At 62.8% G+C, this 21,482-nt stretch carries 21 protein-coding genes and 1 riboswitch; of the genes, 15 read left to right on the top strand and 6 right to left on the bottom strand.

The genetic code is table 11. From position 1 onward, the window contains the following. Window positions 1-3: 3 nt before the first annotated feature. Complete coding sequence (locus ACQR3T_RS27155; protein WP_428695632.1) at window positions 4-375, bottom strand: winged helix-turn-helix transcriptional regulator; 372 nt, start codon at window positions 373-375, stop codon at window positions 4-6. 63 nt (window positions 376-438) lie between these two features. On the opposite strand from ACQR3T_RS27155, the gene ACQR3T_RS27150 reads away from it, so the two are divergent. Beyond that, window positions 439-1,086, top strand: coding sequence for an NADPH-dependent F420 reductase (locus ACQR3T_RS27150; protein WP_428695631.1), 648 nt, complete (start codon window positions 439-441; stop codon window positions 1,084-1,086). Between the two features lie 275 nt (window positions 1,087-1,361). Then, window positions 1,362-1,916 (top strand): hypothetical protein, encoded by a 555-nt coding sequence (locus ACQR3T_RS27145; protein WP_428695630.1) that lies wholly within the window; start codon window positions 1,362-1,364, stop codon window positions 1,914-1,916. Window positions 1,917-1,955: 39 nt separating this feature from the next. Here the strand turns inward: ACQR3T_RS27145 and ACQR3T_RS27140 are convergent, their stop codons facing one another. Then, window positions 1,956-2,882 carry an NADP-dependent oxidoreductase gene (locus tag ACQR3T_RS27140; RefSeq protein WP_428695629.1) on the bottom strand — a complete coding sequence of 309 codons (927 nt, stop codon included), beginning with the start codon at window positions 2,880-2,882 and terminating at the stop codon, window positions 1,956-1,958. Window positions 2,883-2,897: 15 nt separating this feature from the next. After that, on the bottom strand, window positions 2,898-3,707 hold the full coding sequence (locus tag ACQR3T_RS27135) for a phosphotransferase (RefSeq protein WP_428695628.1): 810 nt from the start codon (window positions 3,705-3,707) through the stop codon (window positions 2,898-2,900). Window positions 3,708-3,834: 127 nt separating this feature from the next. Next, window positions 3,835-3,928: riboswitch (SAM riboswitch) on the top strand. A gap of 220 nt (window positions 3,929-4,148) precedes the next feature. Here ACQR3T_RS27135 and ACQR3T_RS27130 point away from each other — a divergent pair. The 12 genes from ACQR3T_RS27130 to ACQR3T_RS27075 all read left to right on the top strand — a co-directional run bounded on the left by ACQR3T_RS27130 (window position 4,149) and on the right by ACQR3T_RS27075 (window position 16,168). Beyond that, on the top strand, window positions 4,149-5,765 hold the full coding sequence (locus tag ACQR3T_RS27130) for an ABC transporter substrate-binding protein (protein ID WP_428695627.1): 1,617 nt from the start codon (window positions 4,149-4,151) through the stop codon (window positions 5,763-5,765). A gap of 4 nt (window positions 5,766-5,769) precedes the next feature. Further along, window positions 5,770-6,750, top strand: coding sequence for an ABC transporter permease (locus ACQR3T_RS27125; protein WP_037172088.1), 981 nt, complete (start codon window positions 5,770-5,772; stop codon window positions 6,748-6,750). After that, entirely contained in the window at window positions 6,743-7,636 is an 894-nt protein-coding gene (locus ACQR3T_RS27120; RefSeq protein ID WP_428695626.1) for an ABC transporter permease, read from the top strand. The genes ACQR3T_RS27125 and ACQR3T_RS27120 overlap by 8 nt, the downstream gene beginning before the upstream one ends. Beyond that, complete coding sequence (locus ACQR3T_RS27115; protein ID WP_428695625.1) at window positions 7,633-9,231, top strand: dipeptide ABC transporter ATP-binding protein; 1,599 nt, start codon at window positions 7,633-7,635, stop codon at window positions 9,229-9,231. The genes ACQR3T_RS27120 and ACQR3T_RS27115 overlap by 4 nt, the downstream gene beginning before the upstream one ends. After that, window positions 9,224-10,300, top strand: coding sequence for an LLM class flavin-dependent oxidoreductase (locus ACQR3T_RS27110; RefSeq protein WP_428695624.1), 1,077 nt, complete (start codon window positions 9,224-9,226; stop codon window positions 10,298-10,300). Before ACQR3T_RS27115 ends, ACQR3T_RS27110 begins: the two co-directional genes overlap by 8 nt. Then, window positions 10,297-11,652, top strand: a complete 1,356-nt coding sequence (locus tag ACQR3T_RS27105) for an NtaA/DmoA family FMN-dependent monooxygenase (RefSeq protein ID WP_428695623.1) — start codon at window positions 10,297-10,299, stop codon at window positions 11,650-11,652. The genes ACQR3T_RS27110 and ACQR3T_RS27105 overlap by 4 nt, the downstream gene beginning before the upstream one ends. Next, a complete protein-coding gene (locus tag ACQR3T_RS27100; RefSeq protein ID WP_428695622.1) occupies window positions 11,649-12,389 on the top strand; it encodes a DUF1684 domain-containing protein in 741 nt (246 codons plus the stop codon). Before ACQR3T_RS27105 ends, ACQR3T_RS27100 begins: the two co-directional genes overlap by 4 nt. Beyond that, the gene (locus ACQR3T_RS27095; RefSeq protein WP_428695621.1) at window positions 12,386-13,510 is read left to right on the top strand and encodes an LLM class flavin-dependent oxidoreductase; all 1,125 of its coding nucleotides are present in this window, start codon (window positions 12,386-12,388) and stop codon (window positions 13,508-13,510) included. Before ACQR3T_RS27100 ends, ACQR3T_RS27095 begins: the two co-directional genes overlap by 4 nt. A 38-nt stretch (window positions 13,511-13,548) precedes the next feature. Beyond that, window positions 13,549-14,511 (top strand): NADP-dependent oxidoreductase, encoded by a 963-nt coding sequence (locus tag ACQR3T_RS27090; protein ID WP_428695620.1) that lies wholly within the window; start codon window positions 13,549-13,551, stop codon window positions 14,509-14,511. After that, window positions 14,505-14,915 (top strand): nuclear transport factor 2 family protein, encoded by a 411-nt coding sequence (locus ACQR3T_RS27085; protein WP_428695619.1) that lies wholly within the window; start codon window positions 14,505-14,507, stop codon window positions 14,913-14,915. The genes ACQR3T_RS27090 and ACQR3T_RS27085 overlap by 7 nt, the downstream gene beginning before the upstream one ends. Next, complete coding sequence (locus ACQR3T_RS27080) at window positions 14,912-15,358, top strand: nuclear transport factor 2 family protein (protein ID WP_428695618.1); 447 nt, start codon at window positions 14,912-14,914, stop codon at window positions 15,356-15,358. Before ACQR3T_RS27085 ends, ACQR3T_RS27080 begins: the two co-directional genes overlap by 4 nt. Before the next feature lie 141 nt (window positions 15,359-15,499). Further along, the gene (locus tag ACQR3T_RS27075) at window positions 15,500-16,168 is read left to right on the top strand and encodes a methyltransferase domain-containing protein (protein WP_428695617.1); all 669 of its coding nucleotides are present in this window, start codon (window positions 15,500-15,502) and stop codon (window positions 16,166-16,168) included. Here the strand turns inward: ACQR3T_RS27075 and ACQR3T_RS27070 are convergent. The 3 genes from ACQR3T_RS27070 to ACQR3T_RS27060 are packed head-to-tail and all read right to left on the bottom strand — an operon-like array spanning window position 16,146 to window position 19,608. After that, window positions 16,146-17,423 (bottom strand): MFS transporter, encoded by a 1,278-nt coding sequence (locus tag ACQR3T_RS27070; protein WP_428695616.1) that lies wholly within the window; start codon window positions 17,421-17,423, stop codon window positions 16,146-16,148. The two genes, ACQR3T_RS27075 and ACQR3T_RS27070, sit on opposite strands and share 23 nt — an antisense overlap. Then, window positions 17,420-18,484, bottom strand: a complete 1,065-nt coding sequence (locus ACQR3T_RS27065; protein ID WP_094617736.1) for an LLM class flavin-dependent oxidoreductase — start codon at window positions 18,482-18,484, stop codon at window positions 17,420-17,422. The genes ACQR3T_RS27070 and ACQR3T_RS27065 overlap by 4 nt, the downstream gene beginning before the upstream one ends. Further along, on the bottom strand, window positions 18,481-19,608 hold the full coding sequence (locus ACQR3T_RS27060; protein ID WP_094617735.1) for an acyl-CoA dehydrogenase family protein: 1,128 nt from the start codon (window positions 19,606-19,608) through the stop codon (window positions 18,481-18,483). Before ACQR3T_RS27060 ends, ACQR3T_RS27065 begins: the two co-directional genes overlap by 4 nt. Before the next feature lie 233 nt (window positions 19,609-19,841). Here ACQR3T_RS27060 and ACQR3T_RS27055 point away from each other — a divergent pair, with 233 nt between their 5' ends. Beyond that, window positions 19,842-21,476 (top strand): ABC transporter substrate-binding protein, encoded by a 1,635-nt coding sequence (locus tag ACQR3T_RS27055; protein WP_094617733.1) that lies wholly within the window; start codon window positions 19,842-19,844, stop codon window positions 21,474-21,476. Window positions 21,477-21,482: the final 6 nt, after the last annotated feature.

The following is a 21,482-nucleotide window of genomic DNA, read 5'->3' as shown; positions in this document are numbered from 1 at the left end:
GAGTCAGAGGGCGCAGGAGTCGTTCGAGGCGGCCAGTAGCTCTTCGCCGTGCTCTTGTGCCCACATGCCGAGTGCGCGCAACGGCCCGTCATGAAGACCTCGACCGAGCTCGGTCAGCTCATAGACGAATACCCCCGGAATTGACCGGTGGGGCTTGTGTTTTACCAGTCCGTTCGAGCAGAGCCGGGCGAGTGCGTCGTTGAGAGACTTGTCTCTGATCGGACCGACTGACTTCTTCACATGAACCCTTCGCAGTGCCTCATCACCCAAGGCGGCGACGACCACAACATCCCAGCGGTGATGCAGCAGATCTGTTGCCGCTCTCAGCTGACAATCCACCACGAGTCGATGCGTCCCATCGGAGGGTTCACTCACGCCGTAATAGTGCCCCGTCCTTGCGCACCATTCGGTGCGCGGGGCACTTCCTAACCTTGACCCATGAACACAACATTCGGCGAAGCACCTCGCACAGTCAGTATAGGAATTCTCGGCACCGGCAACATTTCGGCTGCCCTGGGCGAAATCTGGGCTGCGCGAGGACACACCGTCGTCTTCGGCGGACGCTCGCCGTCGGCAGCACGGCTTCTAGCGTCACGCATCGGTCGTAAGGCCAGCGGGGGGTCTCTGGAAGATGCCGTGACAGCTGCTCAGGCCGTGCTGCTCGCTATCCCCTGGATCAGCATCGACGACGTGTTGGATCAGATCGGTGTCGCATCCGGTGCACTGTCGTCCACAACGGTGATCGACCCGACGAATCCGGTCGAACATGCTGTTGGACAACATCTTCTATGCCACGGTTCTTCGGCCGAACATATCGCTTCACGTGCGCGGAACGCCCATGTCGTCAAAGCCTTCAACGTTCACCCCGCGTCGTATTGGCAGTCCGCACATGCAGACGACGTGGTTACCCTCGCCGGTGACGATTTCGCCGCGCTCGACCTCGTTGCAGGACTTGTCCGCGACACCGGTGCAACCCCGTACGTCCTCGGTGGTCTGGCCCGGGCTCGCCAGATCGAAGAACTTGCGGGGACCGTCATTGCTCTCGGATTCAACGGTGTCAATCCTCGGTCTGCCCTGCCTCGATGAAAAGGGCTGCGATCGTCTGAATTCGGTATGTCATACCGACGCCAGGTGTCTGTTGTGGCGGATCACATATGGATTGAAAATGTGACGTTGTCGATTCTGTGTAACGTCGAGTCGCGCCAGCGCAGGTGGGGGCGTTCAATAACGGTCAAGGCCGACGTAACGACCACAGCAGCGTTGCTGGTTTCGGTGACGATCGCGCTGCGTGTCCGTACCTCCGCCACTCGATTTCGAGTCGGTGCCCGTCAGCTGCGTGTGACCCAACGAGGATGATCGACATGAACGACGCATTTCGTTTCGGCGTTTCGTGCAGTTCACCGAAGGAACTGATCACTCGACTTCAGTTCGGTACGACGGACCTGTGGCCAGAGGACGTCGCCCTTCCGACCCGTTGGCGCTACATGGCCGATCTGATCGATTCCGATCGAGGCATGCTCGTCGAACTCGACGGCGCAGTGTCGGCACCGGTTGTGGACGCGCTCGTTGCGACGGCGGAATTGTGCAGGCAATCGGCCACCGAGTCTGTGGCCGCGGCCGACTGGGAGTATCTCCGGCGGGCGTTGGGATGGCTCGAGCGCGGTAGTTCCGGTGTCGATCGCGCTCTCATCGCCGTCGGCGACGAGTTGGCACTCATGGGGCTCGACGGGGTGGAACAGGATTTCTCGGTTGCGACCTGGCTGTGCATGGACGTGCTGGATCGGTTTGCCGCCGATGGCGACACAGTCGGTTACTGGGTTGAATACGTGAACAACAGCGAGTCGAAACTAGTTGAGCAGCAGATCGATTCAAGTTTTGGCGGCAGCGAGAGCGCTGCATTGTCGGTGGCCGTCTGAGACAGTCATGGGAATCGCCATTGTCGAACTCCCGCGGACTCAACTGATTTCGATGGCGATCTTTCCGTTCACATGCCTGCTGCGCTGATGCGCAATTGCTTGCGCAAATTGTTCGAGCGGATAGACGGCTGCAATATGGACGAAAAGCTCTCCGGCGGAGATCAATTCGGTCAGTTTGGAGAGTGAGACCGGTTGAGCATCGGAGCCGTTGACGGCGAGGGTGCCTGCCGGTGGAGTATCGGATTCGATGGTCACAATGCGGTGAGGGGGAACACCGAGTGCCAACGCGGCCTTCGCAGTTGCCATACCGTGCAAATCCGTCGCCGCCGCGACCGGTCCGGTCGTGGCAACGCGAACGCCGCGTTCGAGGTTGGAGCCGTATTCGACCGGGACAGCACCGAGCGAGCGGATGAAGTCTGCAGATTCGAGGGACCCGGATCCGATCACTCGTGCACCGGCGCGGACGAGCAGCTGCACCAAGATCGAACCCACTCCGCCTCCCGCTGATCCGACCAGTACCGTCTCGCCGCTGCGGACGGCGAGCGCATCCGCGACCGCGGACGCGGGCCGTCCTGTGATGTCCAGAACTCCGGCGGTACGGTCGCTGATCGAATCCGGCGTCGAGTGCATACTCGGATGGTTTTCATGGAGCACCACCGAACTGGCCAGTGCCGCTCCGCGAGCACCGCCGTACACGCGGTCGCCAACCCTCCATTCGGTAACCGAAGACCCTGTTTCGGTGATGACTCCAGCGAAGTCGTTGCCGAAACCCACAGGGGTGGTGATACCGAATGCCTCCGCCAGATCGCGTGACTCGACAATTTGCCAGTCGACCGGATTGAGGCCCGCCACCGTGATGTCGACGCGAACATGCCCGTCGGGAACCGGGCCGGACTCGAACGAACGAAGTTCGAGATTCGCTACATCGCCGAAGCGGTCGAACATCACGCTGGTGTTGGAGGTCACTTGGGGGTCAGCAGTTCACTCGGACGAGGTATTCCTCACCACTGAGTGGTCAGATCCGGGGACAGCTTTCGCCGCGGAGACAATCGCGTCGACTATTCGGTCTCGGTTCCGATCGATGAACATTTGATCTCGCGAATACAGGGCACCGTGCTCGTGGTTCGGCCCGTCCCTGACTGCGAGTTTCATTGCCTCGAGTCTGGTGATGACGATGTCCGGGAGTTCGGCAGCCCGAGGGTCGGGATAGATCGTGAAGATTCGGCGCAACCTGTCGTACTGATCCGTGTCCGAGGACCATCCTCCGTCGGAGAAGTTGTCGGCACTGCAGAGTGGCGCGAATCGATAGGCGAAATAGGCCAGGTCGTCTATGCGTCGCCCCGGTCCAGCTTCGTCGAAATCGATCAAGCCGACGGCTGCAGAACCCTCGAAGACGAAGTTGTACGGAGCTGCATCCCAGTGGCAGATCACCTCGGGGTCGACGCCGTCGGGCAGATGTCGGGCGTGGCCGTCGGGCAACCGCAGGCCGATGGTGGGGTCGTGCAATCGACGTAGAATCCGGGCCGCGCTCTCCAGCGCTTCGACGCTGCGAATGGCGGCCGGCATCGGGTAGTTCCCGGCAGTCCCATGCCGATACGTGAGTATTTCTCGACCCTGACCGTCCCCTCCCAAGAAGCGCGGAGCGTAGGGATAGCCCTTGCGCTCCAACTCCTTGAGAAGACTGTGTACGGCAGACGAGTGGTCTCCCGTTGCTCGACGCACCGTCTTGGCGACCCGATGAACGACGGTGCTGTTGCCTCCCGACAACGGCATTTCCGTCTCGTACTTCATGCTTCTACGTTCTCATGTCGATGTACTTCTACGTTCTCATGTCGATGTAGGAGTGCAGGCGGGAAACCGCCCCGATCTTCACCCAAGTTGGCAACTGCGCGGACCCTCTCGTAGTATCGAACGCGTAGGACCATCCAGAGCGACCGAGAGACCTGGCTCTATGACGTCGCAGCAACCCCCCGCTTGTCGGGTGAGGGTGCTACCGCCGGGACCGATGGAGGAAACGCACGTGAATACCCGAGTAGCTGCAGGCTTCGTCACCGGTTGTCGCCGGCTCCATCTCGATTTGTGCCGTCTGAACGGTTCGACCTGTCTTAGCTGACATTTCGGCACCGTACTTTTCGACACCACACCTCATCATCTGCACGTACTCCTTCCTGGGCACACGTGGCTCGGACGCCGGAGTTCTCGTGCGATCGACCAGATACCGGAGACACCCACGTGTCCACTCGCCCTGTTCTTCTGGTGGCCGGAGTAATCGCCGCCACCGCCACACTGCTCGCCGGGTGCGCAGGTAGCGCCAACACCTCGGCCGCCGACGCGGGCCCACCGCAGTCCGGAGGGACGCTGCGTTACGGACTGTCCGGGGCTCCTACCTGCTCCGACCCGGCTCAGGCGGGTACGAATCAAACCATCTACGTCACCCGGCAGGTGGTCGATTCGCTTACCGACCAGAACCCTGAAACCGGAGAAGTCGAGCCATGGTTGGCCGAGAGTTGGGAGGTCGGTGCCGACGCGAAGTCCTTCACCTTCCAGTTGAAGGACGGTGTGACGTTCAGTGACGGCACCCCGCTCGACGCCACCGCCGTGAAGGACAATTTCGACGCCATCACCGGCACCCTCGGTGCTGCCAAGGCTCCGCTTGCTGCCAGTTACCTGACCGGATATCAAGGTGCCACTGTCGTGGACCCGCTCACCATTCGCATCGACTTCTCGGCACCCAATGCGCAGTTCCTGCAGGCGAGTTCGACGCCTCAACTCGGAATTCAATCCATCGCGACCTCGGCGCAGTCGGCGGAGTCGCGGTGCTTAGGTACCAACGTCGGATCGGGACCGTTCACCTACGCGGACTATCAACAGGACCGTTCCGTCACTCTGGCCAGGCGAAGCGGATACAACTGGGGCTCTGCGGTATTCGGTCACGAGGGCGAGGCCTACCTGGACCGCATCGAGTTCACCATCGTGCCCGAATCTGGTGTACGTACCGGCAGTCTTTCCTCTGACCAGCTCGACGCCGTCAGCGATGCACTACCGCAGGACGCTCCACAGATCGAGGCGACCGGTGGCCGGATCCTGACGGCATCCAATCCGGGCGTTCCGTTCGGCATTCAGCCCAACGTCACTCGCGGTGCGCTACAGGACCCCGCCGTCCGGACGGCCTTGGTGCCGGCGATCAACCGTCAGGAACTCGTCGATACGGTCCTCGGACCCGACTTCCGGACAGCGACAAGCACGTTGGCCAGCGCCACGCCGGGTTACGTCGAGCTCGCCGATGTCACCTACGATCCCGAGAAGGCGAAATCGCTGCTCGACGCCGCGGGCTGGGTTCCCGGTGGAGACGGCATCCGTGAAAAGGACGGGCAGAAGCTGAGTTTCAAGGTCATGTACTCGGCGGTGTTCGCCGGCAACCAGGCGATTCTGGAACTGACCCAACAGCAGCTGCGTGCAGTGGGTGTCGACCTACAGCTCGAGTTGGTCTCCAATTCGGAGGCGACGGCACGGCAAGGCACGAAGGACTACGACGCGACGTACTACAACAGCACCCGCGCCGACGGCGACATTCTGCGCACCTCGTTTGCTGTGGACGGACGGAACTTGAACGCGCGCGGCCCGATTCCGGATTTGGATGCATCGTTGACGGAGCAGCTCTCGACCACCGACGTTGCGGCGCGCAACGAGATCCTCGCAACCGCCCAGCAGCAGGTGCTCGACAACGGATTGTGGATTCCGACGATCGAACTCTCGCAGGCCGTCGGCGCGGCGTCGACAGTGCAGGATCTGAAATTCGAGGCGTCCGCTCGCCTGCAGTTCTTCGACACTTGGCTGAGCGGGCAGTAGAGCTATGACCCGCTACATCGGACAGCGAGTACTGCAGGCACTGGCAGTGCTGTGGGCTGCGTTCACGATCTCGTTCATCGTGCTCTTCCTCCTTCCCTCGGATCCGGTCAGTCTTGCCGTGGACTCGGCCGGCTCGGGCACCCCGGCCGACGCTGCGGCCATCGCCGAACTGCAGGCCCGCTACGGTCTCGATCAGCCGGTGCTGGTGCAGTACTGGCACTCGCTGGTCGGGGCCGTGCAGGGCGACTTCGGACTGTCCATCGCCACCGGCCAGCCGGTGACGACGGCCATTCTCGACGCGGTGCCCAGCACACTCGGCTTGGCGGGGACGGCCCTGGTGCTGGCGGTCGTGTTCGGATCCGCGGTGGCCTACGCCGCCACGTACACCCAGATCGTCTGGCTGAAGAACCTGCTGCTCGCGCTCCCACCGCTCGGGGTGGCGGTGCCGACGTTCTGGGTAGGACTACTGCTGCTGCAACTGTTCTCGTTCCGACTGCGCTGGTTTCCGGCGTTCGGTGACGCAGGCGCGGCGTCGTTGGTGTTGCCTGCGGTGACACTGGCATTGCCGACCGGTGCTGTCATCGCGCAGGTCCTGGCTACCAGCATGGCGACCACGTGGAAGCAGCCGTTCGTGGATGTGGCTCGGGCCAAGGGGGTCTCACGCATTCGGGTGCAGACGCGACACGTTCTGAGACTGTCCTCGATCCCGGCCTTCACGATTGCCGGAGTCTTGGTGGGCACCCTGCTGGCCGGATCGGTGGTGGTCGAGACGGTGTTCTCGCGCGCCGGAGTCGGACGGCTGACCCAGACATCGGTGCTGGCCCAGGATATTCCAGTGGTGCAAGGCATCGTCGTTCTGACCTCGCTTGTCTTCGTCCTGGTCAATCTCGCAGTCGACCTGCTCTATCCGCTGATCGATCCGCGCATCGTGCGCGAATACCGGCCCGTGCAGGCCAGTGCAGAACCGGAGAAAGCTCATGTCTGACATCCTGATTCGCGAGGCCGCCGTCCATTCGGCAGTTCCCACGGTAGTCGAAGAAGCACCGGCACCCGCGCGGCGCCGGGGTCCCCGAGACGTGCTGAAGCACATCTGGCTCGGTGCCTCCGTGGTCGTGCTGTTGCTGGCTCTCGGGTTCGCGCTGTTCCCGTCCGTTTTCGCGAGCGGCGACCCGCTGGTCGGTACACCGGCCGACAAGCTCCAGGCACCCAGCGCGTCGCACTGGTTCGGCACCGACAACATCGGCCGCGACGTCTTCACCCGAGTGGTCCACGGTTCCGGACTGTCTCTCACGGCAACGCTGTTGGCAGTCGGCATCGCCCTGGTGGTCGGCTCGATCATCGGTCTGGTCTCGGGGGCCGTCGGCGGAGTAGTCGACGCGGTGCTGATGCGCATCGTCGATGTGCTGCTGTCGATTCCGACGCTGTTGCTCTCGCTGGCGCTGGTGACCGCTCTGGGCTTCGGCACCGTCAACGTCGCTATCGCCGTCGGTGTCACATTGATCGCGAATTTCGCCAGAGTCATGCGCTCGGAGGTGCTGCGGGTGCGCAGATCACTGTACGTCGAAGCGGCCTACGCCTCGGGTGTGCGGTGGTTCGATGTGTTCCGCAGGCACATCCTCAGAAACTCGTACGGCCCTGTGATCGCCCTCGCTGCAGTCGAATTCGGTATGGCAGTTCTCGCGGTGTCGGCGCTGAGCTTCCTCGGCTTCGGCGCCGCTCCGCCCACCCCGGAGTGGGGATCGCTGATTTCCGAGGGCCGCAACTTCCTGGCCACCGCCTGGTGGATGACCACACTGCCGGGCTTGGTGATCGTGGCCGTCGTCGTGTCCGCGCACCGCCTAGGGCACGCACTCGAGAGGCGATCACAATGAGCCCCATTCTCGAAGTAGAGAATCTGCACGTCAATTACGGTGAGACGACCGCCGTCTCCGGCATCGGGTTCACCGTCGACCGCGGTGAAGTGGTGGCCGTGGTCGGTGAGTCGGGTTCCGGAAAGTCGACGACTGCCCACGCCCTCATCGGTCTGCTCTCGGGTTCCGGCCGCATCGTGGGCGGATCGGTGACGTTCGACGGGCAGCGGCTCGACACAGCCTCGGACAAGACGTTGAACCGGTTGCGCGGCCGCCATATCGGGCTCGTCCCGCAGGACCCGACCACCTCGCTGAACCCGGTGGTTCGCGTCGGCGATCAGGTTGCCGAGGTGCTGCGGGTGCACGGTCTGGCCGATCGACGCTCCGCGAAGGTCGAGGCGATTCGCATCCTCACCGAAGCCGGTTTGGACAACCCCGAGGTGCGGGCGCGGCAGTATCCGCAGGACCTGTCCGGTGGGCAGCGTCAGCGCGTACTGATCGGAATCGCTCTCGCGTGCCGCCCGGAACTGGTGATCGCCGACGAGCCGACCAGCGCCCTCGACGTCACCGTGCAGCGACGCATCCTCGACCATCTCGACGCCAGGATCGCCGAAACCGGTGCCGCTGTCCTGCTGATCACTCATGATCTGGGCGTGGCTGCGGACAGAGCTGATCGCCTGATCGTCATGAGCGCGGGTCGGATTGTCGAAACCGGCCCCACCGCAGAGGTACTGGCGAATCCGACGCACGCGTACACACGTCAACTGTTGGCCGCTGCGCCGTCGCTGAATACGACCGTACGACCCGCGCGCACCACGGCAGCCGAACCGATCCTCTCGGTCAGCAACGTCTCGAAGCGGTTCACCATAGGCCGCGGCATCCACCTCGATGCGGTCAAGGGAGCCACGTTGACCGTCGAACGCGGGCGGACGGTCTCGCTCGTCGGCGAGTCCGGGTCCGGTAAGTCCACGTTGGCGCGCATCGCGATCGGTCTCGAGACCGCGTCGTCGGGTTCGGTCACGTTCGACGGCGTGGACATCACAGGTCTGCGTGGCAAGGCCAGGCGTGAACTGCGGCGACGTGTTCAGATCGTCTATCAGAACCCGTACGCGTCACTGAACCCGAAGCTGCGCGTCGGCGAGATCGTGCGAGAACCGTTGGACGCGTTCAAGGTCGGTTCCTCGCGTGAGCGCTCCGAGCGTGCCCGGACGCTGCTGGACCAGGTGGCACTCACCAGCGACTACCTGGCCCGCCGGCCGGCCGAGCTTTCCGGTGGGCAGCGCCAACGCGTCGCCATCGCCCGAGCGTTGGCTCTCGCACCGGAACTGGTGGTGCTCGACGAGCCGGTCTCGGCCCTCGACGTATCGGTGCAAGCACAGATCCTGACGCTGCTCGACGACTTGCAGTCCGAGCTGGGTCTGAGCTACCTCTTCATCTCGCACGATCTGGCCGTGGTCCGTCAGATCAGCGACACCGTGGCCGTCATGCAATCCGGCGTCATCGTGGAATACGGCGACACCGCAGCACTGTTCGACAATCCACAGCAGGACTACACCCGCGAGCTGCTCGGGGCCATTCCCGGAAGCGCGCACGAGAAAGCGAGCACCAGTGTCTGACAAGCTGTTCCTGACCGCGATAGAGCTGAAAGGCACCGGCGCACATCCGCAGGCCTGGCGTCGTCCCGATTCTCGCGCGGAAGAGGTGTTCACAGCAGGGTTCTGGATCGACCAGCTGCAGGCTGCAGACCGAGCGGGTATCGATCTCGCGTTCCTGGGCGATTCGTTTGCCAGTCGCACGCTCGAGGCCGCAGCCGTCGCGGCGCGGGCAGCCGCCCTCACCGAGAAGATCGGGCTGGTGCCCACGATCACCGTTACGCACACCGAGCCGTTCCACATCTCGAAGCAGATCGCGAGCCTCGATTTCGCTTCCCACGGCCGGGCCGGATGGCAGGTCGAGGTGAGTCCGGGTGCCGAGCAGGCAGCGCTGTTCGGCCGGAAAGCGGAGCAGGACAACGGCAGCCTGTGGCGTGAGGCGGACGAGGCAATCGAGGTCGTCACCAGGCTCTGGGACAGCTGGGAAGAAGACGCGGAGATCCGCGATGTCGAGTCGGGGCGGTTCATCGACCGAGACAAGCTGCACTACATCGACTTCGAGGGTGAGAACTTCTCGGTCAAGGGTCCGTCGATCACTCCGAGGTCTCCTCAGGGACAGCCGCTCGTCGTGATTCGCGGCGACTCCGCGGAGTCCGTATCGGTCGCCGCCGCGCGTGCCGACATCGTCCGAATCGTCGCCGACACGGTCGAGGAGGCGGCAACGACCGCCGCCCGCATTCGACGGGCCGTCGTTGCCGAAGGTCGTGACCCGGCTGAGGTATTCGTCCTGTTGGACGTGGAGACCTTGGTATCCGATTCTGCCGCTGAGGAACTCGCTCAGCTCGACAACTGGGCGGGGCACGTCAGAGCCGCTGAGAGCGTGTCGCATATCGGCGACCTGGCAGGCTTGCATCTCCTGCTCGGTTCGATCGAAGCGGCCGGTCTGGACGGAGTCACGCTGGTTCCCCTCGCCCTGCCGTCAGGAGTTGCGGCACTTCCGGCTACGGACACCCGCAGCGGATCGACTCTGCGCGAGCGTCTCGGCCTGACGCGTCCCGTCAATCGCTATGCACTCGAGGGGAAGAGCCTGTGACGAAGAAGCAGATACATCTGGGTGCCCATTTCCCCGGCGTCAACAACACCACTGTCTGGGCCGATCCGGAATCGAAGAGCCAGATCGAGTTCGACTCGTTCGTGCACCTCGCCGAATCGGCCGAGCGCGGTCTGTTCGACTTCTTCTTCCTTGCCGAAGGGCTGCGACTGCGAGAGCATCGCAACAAGATCCACGATCTCGACGTGGTCGGTCGACCGGATACGCTCACCGTCCTCAATGCGCTTGCGTCGGTGACGACCAAGCTCGGACTTGCCGGGACGATCAACACCACGTTCAACGAACCGTTCGAGCTCGCCAAGCAGTTCTCTTCGCTGGATCATCTGTCCGACGGTAGGGCGGCATGGAACATGGTGACGTCCTCGGACGCGTTCACCGGCGAGAATTTTCGGCGGGGCGGTTATCTCGATCGTGCCGACCGTTATGTGCGTGCCAACGAGATCATCGACGTCGCGCGAGAGCTCTGGGACAGCTGGCAGACCGATGCCTTCGTCGTCGACCGCGAGCGGGGAATCTTCGGTCGCGAGTCCGAAATCCGAACGGTCCGGCATTCCGGGCCGCAGTTCGAGGTCGAGGGCAGATTCACGCTGCCGCGTAGTCCGCAGGGGCATCCGGTTCTGTTGCAGGCGGGCGATTCCGACGAGGGCCGCGAGTTCGGTGCGGCCAAGGCCGACGCCATCTTCACCATCCACGGCACGCTCGAGGACGGACAGAAGTTCTACTCCGACGTCAAGGGTCGGCTCGCCAAGTACGGCCGCGAGCACGACGACCTGAAGGTGCTGCCCGCCGCGACTTTTGTGCTCGGCGATTCTGCGCAGGACGCCGCCGAGAAGGCGGACCACATCCGGCATCAGCAGGTCAGCGGCCGGACGGCCATCGCATTCCTCGAGCAGGTGTGGGGACAGGACCTGTCCGCCTACGACCCGGACGGGCCTTTGCCAGACATCGAACCCAGCGGCGATGTGTCCATCACCCGTGGTCGTGCGCGACACGGCGACCCCAGAACCATTGCCCAGCAGTACCGCGAGCGCGCCGAAGCAGACAACCTGACCATTCGTGAACTGATCATCGCGATGACGACGCGGCAGCAGTTCGTCGGAACCCCTGCGCAGGTGGCCGAGGAGATCGACAGCTACGTGCAGAACAATGCGAGCGACGGCTTCATACTCGTCCCGCACATCACCCCAGCCGGCCTCGATGAATTCGTCGACAAGGTGATTCCGGAACTTCAGGACCGCGGCAGCTTCCGCACCGAATATGCCGGAACAACCTTGCGTGACCATCTCGGTCTGCGGCACCCGTACGAACAGCGTGAAGGAGTGCGAGCATCATGAGCGATTTCGAGCAGGACTGGAAGCAATGGCATGCCGACCGAGAGGCGTCCTACGGTGATCCTCTGGGGTGGGTCTCATTGACCGGTTTGTATTGGCTGACCGATGAATTCGAGACCGTCGCGGACCTTCCCGGCCAGTGGAAGGCCGATGCCGATTCGGTGACTGTCCAGGGGGTCGACGGCGTGACCGCGCTGAATCCGGTGGAGGGCGCACCGGGCATCCTGGTCGAGGACGGAGATCGACGGATCGAGGTGATACGTCGGACCGGTTCGGTCGCGCTGCGGGTACACGACCCGAAAGCGCAGACCCTCCAGTCCTACAGCGGTATCCCGGCCTACGAGCCGAGCGAGAAGTTCGTTGCCACCGGGACGTTCACCCCGTACGACTCGCCGGTGACCGTCACGACCGGAGCCGTGGTGGAAGGACTCGAACACCATCACACGGCCGTGGGCACTCTCGACTTCGAGTTGGCCGGTACCGCTGCGCAACTGATTGCGTTCGGCGGCATCGGCAATGGTCTGAAGGTCCTGTTCACCGATGCCACGAGCGGAGTGACCACCTATCCGGCTGCGCGGATTCTCTCCATTGCGGCACCCGAGAACGGTTCCGTCGTTCTCGATTTCAACCGGGCATCCAACCTTCCGTGTGCGTTCACCGACTACGCGACGTGCCCCGTCGCGCCTGCCGAGAACAGACTGACTTTCGCCGTCGAGGCAGGGGAGAAGAACCCGAGATGACGCGAGTTCCGTTGTCGGTTCTCGATCTGTCCCCGATCAGCGAGGGGTCGACGGTCGCGCAGGCGCTGCGAAACACTGTCGACCTTGCGCGCCAGACCGAGGAGTGGGGGTACGAGCGTTATTGGGTGGCCGAGCACCACTTCGTGGCCGCGGCCAGTTCTTCACCCGCAGTGTTGATCGGTCTGATTGCCGCTGCCACCAACCGGATTCGTGTCGGATCGGCTGCGGTCCAGCTCGGTTTCACGACAGCTGCTGCCGTTGTGGAGTCCTTCGGAACGGTGGACGCGTTGTATCCGGGTCGTATCGATCTTGGTGTGGGTCGATCCGGGCAGCGGCGTGCCGAAGTGCTGTCCGGTGCCCCGGTACCCGAGCGGCCTCGCGATGCGCGAACGATCGACGGGGTGCTGTTTCCAGTTCCGTATTCACCTGTTGCACTGCTGAAGTCGGCCCGACTGGCAGCATCGCTGGGTGCCCTCCAGCAGCCCGAGGCGATCTCACCGGACTTCGGTGATCAGCTCGACGATATCGCGGCGCTGCTGTCCGATACCTATGAGCGAAACGGTGTGCCCTTGTCGGCCCGTCCCGGTGCGGGTGCCCAGGTGCAAGTGTGGTTGTTCGGAAGCAGTGCAGGGCCAAGCGCCCGTGAAGCGGGTGCTCGAGGACTACCGTTTGTCGCGAATTACCACGTCAGTCCTGGAACGACACTCGACGCGATCGACGAGTACCGGAGTGCATTCTTGCCGTCGGAAACGTTGTCCCATCCGTATGTTGCAGTGTCAGCTGATGTGGTTGTGGGAGATTCGGATTCCAGCGCGCACGAGTTGGCGGCGTCGTTCCCCCAGTGGGTGTACAGCATTCGGAGCGGTCACGGTGCCGTCGAGTATCCGGATCCCAGGAGTCTCACACCGCTGTCCGACGAGCAGTACTCACTGGTGGCCGATCGCGTGGACACCCAATTCACCGGCTCGGCGGCGACGGTGTGCGAGAAGCTCGATGGTTTGCAGAAGGCCACCGGCGCAGACGAATTGGTTGTCACCTCGATGACCCACGACCACGCCGACCGGTTGCTCTCGTACGAACTGCTCGGTAAGGAATGGGGACTACCGCGATTACGCGTGTAGTCGGGAACAAACGATGTGAGAGAACAGTTGAGGGCGGCATGACTCGAGTAGCGGTAGCAACATCATTCGGTGGGCCAGAGGTCGTCGAGATCGTCGATCGGGCTCTGCCCAAGCCTGCAGCAGGGCAGGTTCTGGTAGAGGTGAGGGCCATCGGGGTCAATCCGATCGATTACAAGCTCTACAGCGGCGCGTTCGGCACCGACGAGTCGTCGCTTCCGCTCCCGCTCGGTAGCGAAGCGGCCGGCGTCGTCGTTGCTGTCGGTAACGCGGCCGAAGGTGCGGGCGGGCCGATCTCGGTCGGCGACGAGGTGATCGTGTCCGGTGCGAAGGGGGCATACGCCGAGAAGATTCTCGTTCCTGCGGATGCGGTACTGCCGAAGCCCGCCTCTCTGGACTGGAATGTCGCTGCCGGCCTGCTCGTCGTCGCCGGTACCGCATACGACACGCTCGAAACGGTCGCTGTGTCGACCGGCGACACCGTGCTCGTACACGGCGGGGCCGGCGGAGTCGGATCCATAGTCGTGCAGTTGGCAAAGGCCCGTGGTGCGACCGTGATCGCCACAGCGCGTGCGGAGAACCATGACGCTCTGCGGAAATACGGTGCGGTGCCGATCGAGTACGGCGAGGGATTGCTCGATCGTGTGCGGGCCGTGGCACCCGACGGCATCGATGCGGCCATCGACACGGTCGGCACCGACGAGGCCGTGGATGTATCCCTCGAATTGTTGACGGACAAAGCCCGTTTGGTCACGATCGCTGCCTTCGAGCGGGCCGCCAACGAGGGTTTCCCTTCGGTGGGTGGCGGTAACCCGCAGAGCGCGGAACGGCGTAAGAAGGCAGCCCTGTCACTCGTGCGACAAGCAGGTGAGGGTGATTTCGAGGTCGTCGTCGCGAAGACGTTCCCGTTGGCCGATGTAGCCACAGCGCACTTGGAACTGAAAAGGGATCACCCGCGCGGAAAGTTCGTGTTGATTCCGCGACGGAAGAAGTTGACGTGCTGAACAACTGGGCTGTCGCGGAGGTACTCGCGCGCTACGCGCACGTGGTTGACAATCAGGAGTGGGAAGAGTTGGCGTCGGTCTTCACTCCCGATGCAACCCTGGAGGCAGAGAAAAACCTGATCATCGGACTCGACGGTATCCGGGGGTATCTGGAGTCGTTCGATCCGAAGCGATCTCATCACACGCTCAACACCATCACCGATATCGACGGTGATGTAGCGCGGGTGTGGAGTCGGTTCATCGTGGTCGAGTTCGACGCCACCTCTCTGACCGGTGATTACGTCGATCAGGTGACCGCGACCGGAGACGGTGCCCGAATCTCGAGGAGGCGCATCACCGTTCGCAATCGACCGGACATTGCTCAACACGAGGCGGAATCGTTCGCGAGCTGGGCTCGGTCGTGACCGCGGAAGTTCGCGTCGATTCCGACACTGCGGCCGAGATCCTGGACGTTCTCTCCCGCTACGCCCAGGTGATAGACAACCGGGACTGGGATCAGGCCCACACAGTGTTCACCGACGATGTGGTCTTCGGGGCCGGAGAGGCTGCTCGGCAGGGTATTTCGACGGTGCAAGAGATGGTCGAGAACGTTCGGCCCTATCACCCACACCACACGTCCAACACCATCCTCACCCGCCGCCCGGACGGAACCATCCGGGCGTGGAGCAAGTTCGTCATCGTTCGAACCGACGGCACCGCGGGCAGCGGCGACTACCAGGACACGCTGGTGCACACCCGCCGTGGCTGGAGAATCGCGCACCGAGTCGCAAGCCGCGGAAACCGTCGACGCGACGACCCCGGCGGTCCGTCGAGCAGGACATTCACTTTCGCTTCCTGGAGGGGATGACAGGAGCCGCGGCGACTGGTTCGGCTGCGCTGGATAAATCGGTTGATGGTTGTGCGCCCGGTTGACAACATCATTCGCATGGAAGGATTCGACCCCGCGACCAGTTTTGGACCGGAGGTGTCACGGCGATACGACAGATCCGTGCGTGGCGATGAGGACGACACCGTTCGCTTTCTCGCCGGTCTGGCCGCCGACGGATCCGCACTCGAGTTTGCTGTCGGTACCGGGCGTATCGCGATTTCGCTTGCACACCAGGGCATTCGAGTCGACGGTATCGAGCTGTCGCCGGATATGGTCGCTCGGTTGCGTGAGAAGCCGGGCGGCAACGAAATCGATGTGACGATCGGCGACATGTCGAGCGCGACCGGCCCAGCGGACGAATATCCTCTCGTCTACCTCGTTTACAACACGATCTACAACCTGCTGACTCAGGACGGTCAGGTGCGTTGCTTCGAGAACGCGGCTTCGCACCTGACGGCAACCGGAGTCTTCGTCGTCGAAGCCGGTGTGCCGTCGGCATGGTTGCGCGGGGACCAGTTCGTCAACGTCGAAAGACTTACTGCCGGTGAGGTCATTCTCGATGTCAATCGCTATGACCCGGTCACACAGATCCTCGACGAGAACCACGTCTCGTTCACCGATAGCGGGATTCGGCTGGGCCCGATCTCGTGCCGACTCATCTGGCCGGCCGAGATGGATCTGATGGCGAGAATCGCCGGATTGCAGTTGCGGAGCCGGTGGGGTGGTTGGAACGGCGAGCCCTTCACCGCCTCGAGCGAGCGGCACATCAGCGTGTACGCGCGCAGGTAGCGGACTGAACCGTTCCTGTCGAATCCCTGTCACGACCCGCAGCCGAGGATTCGTCGGTGTTCCGAGATGATCTCAGCAGCAGCGGGAGCAACGCGAGTGCAGCGATCAGAGACAACCCACCGCATCCGACGAGAAATCGCCAATCACCCAACCAGGCTGCGAGCAGGGGCGATCCGGCTCGCGCGAGTGCTGTCGGAACGGTGATGGCGGCGAGCACGCTTGCAAAATGCAGCACCCCGAACGTATTGGCCAGCATCGCCGGCTTCGCGACGACGGCCACGCCTTGGCCGAGGCCCACCGCCGCCACACACAGCAGTGTCAACGGAATCGATAGCCCGACCAACGGCAACAACAAAAGCCCGATGCCCTGGATTGCGAAGGATACGGCGGCTGCCACCGTGAAAGACAAGCGACTGCCCGCCACCGTCAGAATGAGTCTGGCGACGATCTGCAGTACCCCGACTGAGATCAGGACAGAGGTGGCGACGGGCACCGAATGCCCTCTATCGATCAGGTAGGTGATTCCGAGCAGCAAGAATGCGGCCGACGACGCTGCCTGCGCGACGAATGCGACCGTCAGCAGCCAGAACCGGCTCTGCCGCAGCACAGTGCCGAGCGGAGCGCCGGAGCGCCCGATTATTCGGCCGCGGTGTGTTGTTCGCGAAGGCACCGAGACAACATGAGCCGGTACGGCGGTGACGGCCAAAGTTACTGCCAGAGCAATGACGGTTGTCCGCCAACCGAACTGGATGTTCAGCCACCCCACGAGGGGGTAGACAAGATAGGTCGCCAGGCCGACGACCATCGTCACCGTCAGGATCGACTGGTTTCGCTGCGGGGGCTCGACAGATACAGCCAGTACCGCGAAGGACGCTTCGTAGGTCGACATGGACAACGCCAAACCGATCAGGGCGAACGCGCCGTACAACAGCAGGAGGCTCTGGGCCTGTGACCACAGAAGTACCGATGCCGCGCCCAACCCGGACCCGGTCGCCATGAGGGCGCGGCCACCGACTCGGTCCAGGACCCGCCCTACCGGTAGTGCAGCGAAGGCCCCCATCAAGGTCGAGACCGTTGTTGCCGCCGCAATCGCGGTTCGCGACGTTCCGAGGTCGTCTGCCATGGGGATCAGCACAACCGGCAGGGTCTGCACCATGGCGATGTAACCGATCGAGTTCGTCAGTGCGAACACGGCAACCAAGCGCTGCTTCGACTTCGGTGACAGTAGGAGCGAGTCGGTGGTCGCGAGTGTCATTCGCGCAGTAGCGGGAGCAAGGTGGTGCCTTGGCGCTCGATCTCACGCAGGTAGGGCGTATCCGACAGGACGAAATGGGTGATCCCGAGATCCTGGTACTTGCGCAGTGACTTGGCGACGTCGTGCGCCGACCCGACGAGCCAGGTAGTGCCGGCACCGCCGCCGCCCACGCGTCCGGGGGCCGTGTAGAGGTTGTCGTCCAACACGTCTCCACGTGATGCCAGATCGAGCAGACGCTGTTGCCCGACGGCGACTCGACGGTGCGGATTTCGGAATGCGTCGGATTGTGAGCCTGCGAGTTCGGCCACCTTGGCTTCCGCATCGGTCCACGCCTGATCGGTGGTCTCGCGGACGAAAGTGGTGACGCGCAAGCCGAATTCGAGCGGTGGATGTTTCCGGTCGACATCCTCGCTCAACTTCTTCAGCCGCTCGATTCGTTCGGCAACTCCGTCGAGCGTCTCACCCCAGAACAACTGAACGTCTGCATGAGCGGCCGATACTCGCTCGGCTGCCTCCGAGGCACCCCCGAAGTAGAGTTTGGGGTGCGGACGGCCAGGGCGTCCGACGATCGGCGGGGACACGGTCGAATTCTCCACCTGGAAATGCTCACCTCGATAGGTCACGTTTTCCTCGGTCCACAGCTTGCGCACCAGTGCGATGAACTCTGCGGTTCGTTCGTAACGGCGTGACTGATCGCTGTCGACATCTCCGTAGGCACCGAGATCGTCTTTGCCGGAGACGATATTGACCCGTACCCGACCTCCGGTGAGATGATCCAAAGCTGCTGCCGAGGCGGCGAAGTGGGCGGGAGCCCAGTATCCGGGACGGACTGCGATGAGCGGCTCGAACGTGGTGGTTCGAGCCGCCAAGGCTGTTGCAACGGTGAAGGTGTCGGGACGGCCCCATCCGGCGCCGATCAATGCGCCCGCCCAGCCGTTCTGCTCGAGCGCAATGGCTTGACCGGTCAGGTTCTCGAGGCTGTTGTGGCCCTCGACGGTGTCGTCGCCGCGGTGGCCGGGATCGACCTGATTGGGTATGTACCAGAGGAATTCGTTGGTCATGTTCTCTCTTCTGTCCCTTCGAGGGCGATTCTGTTCAGCTGCACCTCACGTACATCCGAGGTTTGGCCCTGCACGAGGAGAAACAATGCCGAACGTGCGTGGAGTTGTGCAGTGTCGTCGGATTGAATGCCGCGGCCTGCGCGTGAGATCAGCAGAGCCCGCGTCAGCGTCGACAATGCTTCTCCGACCACAGCTTTGATGCGCAGGCGATCTCCTGCACGGTGCCGGTCGTCGCCGGACTGCTTCGCGGCGTCACTGAGGCCGTAAGCATCGGCACGCAGCTGTGCGATGCGAGGTCGCCACGCCTGGGCAACCTGTCGGGCTTCCGGTGTGGACACGTCGAGTTCGGCAAGCACCGTCTCGGCCAGCCCGAAGTGATGTGGACGCGCATCGCTTGCAACACCGAAGTCCTTCGTGCGATAGGTGGCGAGCGGCACCCTGTCGATGACGTATTCGTCGGGCACCACTACGTCCGCCAGCTTCACCCGCTCGGTGCGGCTCCCGTGAACTGCGCTCAGGCCCAGTCCCATTGGACGGATGTCGGAGGTGACGGGTACCAGCGCAGTGACCACCGTGCGTGTCGCGCGTTCGACCGCGGCGACGGTCAACACCGTGTTGAGGCCCCAACCGCTGACCCAGGAGACCGTTCCCGAGAACGTCCAACTGCCGCGATTGTGTACCGCTTCGATGAAGTGATCGGGAAACTTTCGAACGTCGCTGACCGCCGCCCCGACGAGCACACGTCCACGCAGAATCTCGTAACCCAACTCGGGCAACTCTCTACCTGCGGCGTGTGCTTCGGCGAGTCTGCCGACCATCGGTCCATGTTGGGCCCAGACGAGCCACGTATTGAGGCACGCCCCTGCGATTGCCTCGTGAAGTCGACGATCGGTTGTTCGATCGACTGCAGCACCGCCGAATTCCGGAGGGGCAAGGTGATTGAGCAGCTTCAGTTCCGAGAATTGTTCGATTCGCTCATGGGTTACTCCGTGCTTGTCGGTCTGCAGGGCAGACGGCCGCAGTGCGCGTTCGGTGTACTCGAGTACTCGATCGAGGAACGGAATTTCTTTTTCTTCGGTAATCAATTGCGTGGACGGGGTTACGCGGAACGAGCTAGGCGTCATGCGTTCGTTTCTCCATTCGGCTCATACGTCCCCCGCTCTGCAGTGTGCACAAAGCTACTGCGGTCGAGTGGGTTTCACCCACCTTGTAATCACGATGAATAGAACTCGTGACCAAATTCCGCGAGTGCCGTTGACTGTCGTCAATCGTCGATCGAGTCCGCGCTCGAAGCGTGGGTCGCCTGGATGTATTCATTTTATCTGTCGGGACAGGTCTCTGTAGAAAGGCGAACTACGTGTTCACCAAGAAGTCTCAACGCGCTGTCACATCCGTCATTGTTTCCGCCGCCGCTGTCTTTGCATTGGCAGCGTGCAGCAGCGGTCCCGCCGCGCAGGCCGACGTGGGATCACCGGTGTCCGGTGGCACGCTCACGTTCTACGATCCGGTCGAGTACAACGCGTGGAAGCCCACCAACTCGATCTGGTCCAACAGTCAGGTCTCGGACAATCTTGCCGAGCGTCTGATCTGGCAGGACCCCGAGACCGGTGAATACCGACCGTGGTTGGCCGAGTCGTATCGGATCAGCGACGACAACCTCACCTACACGTTCGTGCTGAAGCCGGGCGTCACGTTCAGTGACGGCACCGCGCTCACAGCCGAGGTCGTCAAGGCGAACTTCGATCAGCACGGCAACGGCGACGAGGCTCGCGGAATCACCAAGGATCCGTTCTGGACCGACTACGCCGGTACCGATGCGATCGACGACCGGACGGTCGCAGTGAAGTTGTCCAAGCCCAACGCCGGGTTCATTCAGATTCTGTCGAATTACCGCGCGAGCTCGATATTGGCTCAGTCGTTTCTGGATCGAGACCTCAACGGGCAGAGCGATCTGCGTAACTGGGTGGGTACCGGTCCGTTCGTCGTCGAATCCGTCGACGGAACGACGGGTGTGACGTTGACGAGCCGCCAGGACTACGACTGGGCACCCGAAGGATCCGAGCACAGCGGCAAGGCATATCTCGACAGGATCGTGTTCAAAACCGTTCCGGAGGGTGGAACCCGGGTCGGTGCATTGCAATCGGGAGAAGCACAGATTGCTCGTAACATTGCGCCGTACGACGAGGAGACGGTCACTGCCGGTGGCGGAAATCTAGTGGCGATCCCGGTCCAAGGCGAGACCAACGATCTGACAGTGGATCTCAGCGACCCCACTGCCCCGATCCAGGACAAGCAGGTGCGGCTGGCTCTGCAAGCGGCTACCGATCGGGACGAGATCAACAAGTCCGTTCTATCGCCCAACTATCCGATTCCGACAAGCGCCTTGGTGCAGGGGACCCCACTGCGTGGCGACTCGAGCGAGTACCTTGCCTACGATCTGAGCAAGGCTACATCGCTTCTCGATGGTGCCGGGTGGGCAGTCGGAGCCGACGGAGTCCGTGAAAAGGACGGTAAGCGTCTGTCGTTCAACCTCCGTGTCGCCCCGTACTACCAGGTATCGCAGTCCGTACTCGAAGTCGTTCAATCGCAGTGGCGCAAAGCAGGTGTCGAGGTGAACCTGACCCGGCCGTCGCTGACCGAGTACGAATCGCAGCTTGCGAGTGCACCCGACTGGTACTTCACCCAGGGTCAGACATCGACTGCGGAACCGAGTGTCCTGCGCACCTCCTACGGCAGTGATCGGCAGAACGTGACCAAGAATGCCGCCCCGGATGCCGAGCTCGACAGGCTGCTCGAGGCGCAGTCTGCGGAATTCGACCCGGCCTCGAGAGAGACAGCGATCCAGGCGGTAGAGGACCATATCTTCACCGAGGGATACTCGATTCCGCTCTACGACGAAACGCAGGTCTTCGGACTCGCACCCGAGGTACAGGGCTTCACGACCGAATCCACCGGTCGCTCCTGGTTCTACGACACCTGGCTGTCGGAGTAGGCGCGA

The organism is Rhodococcus sp. IEGM1428, assembly GCF_050321865.1.
GTDB lineage: Bacteria > Actinomycetota > Actinomycetes > Mycobacteriales > Mycobacteriaceae > Rhodococcoides.
This window is presented reverse-complemented; position numbering and strand designations above follow the sequence as displayed.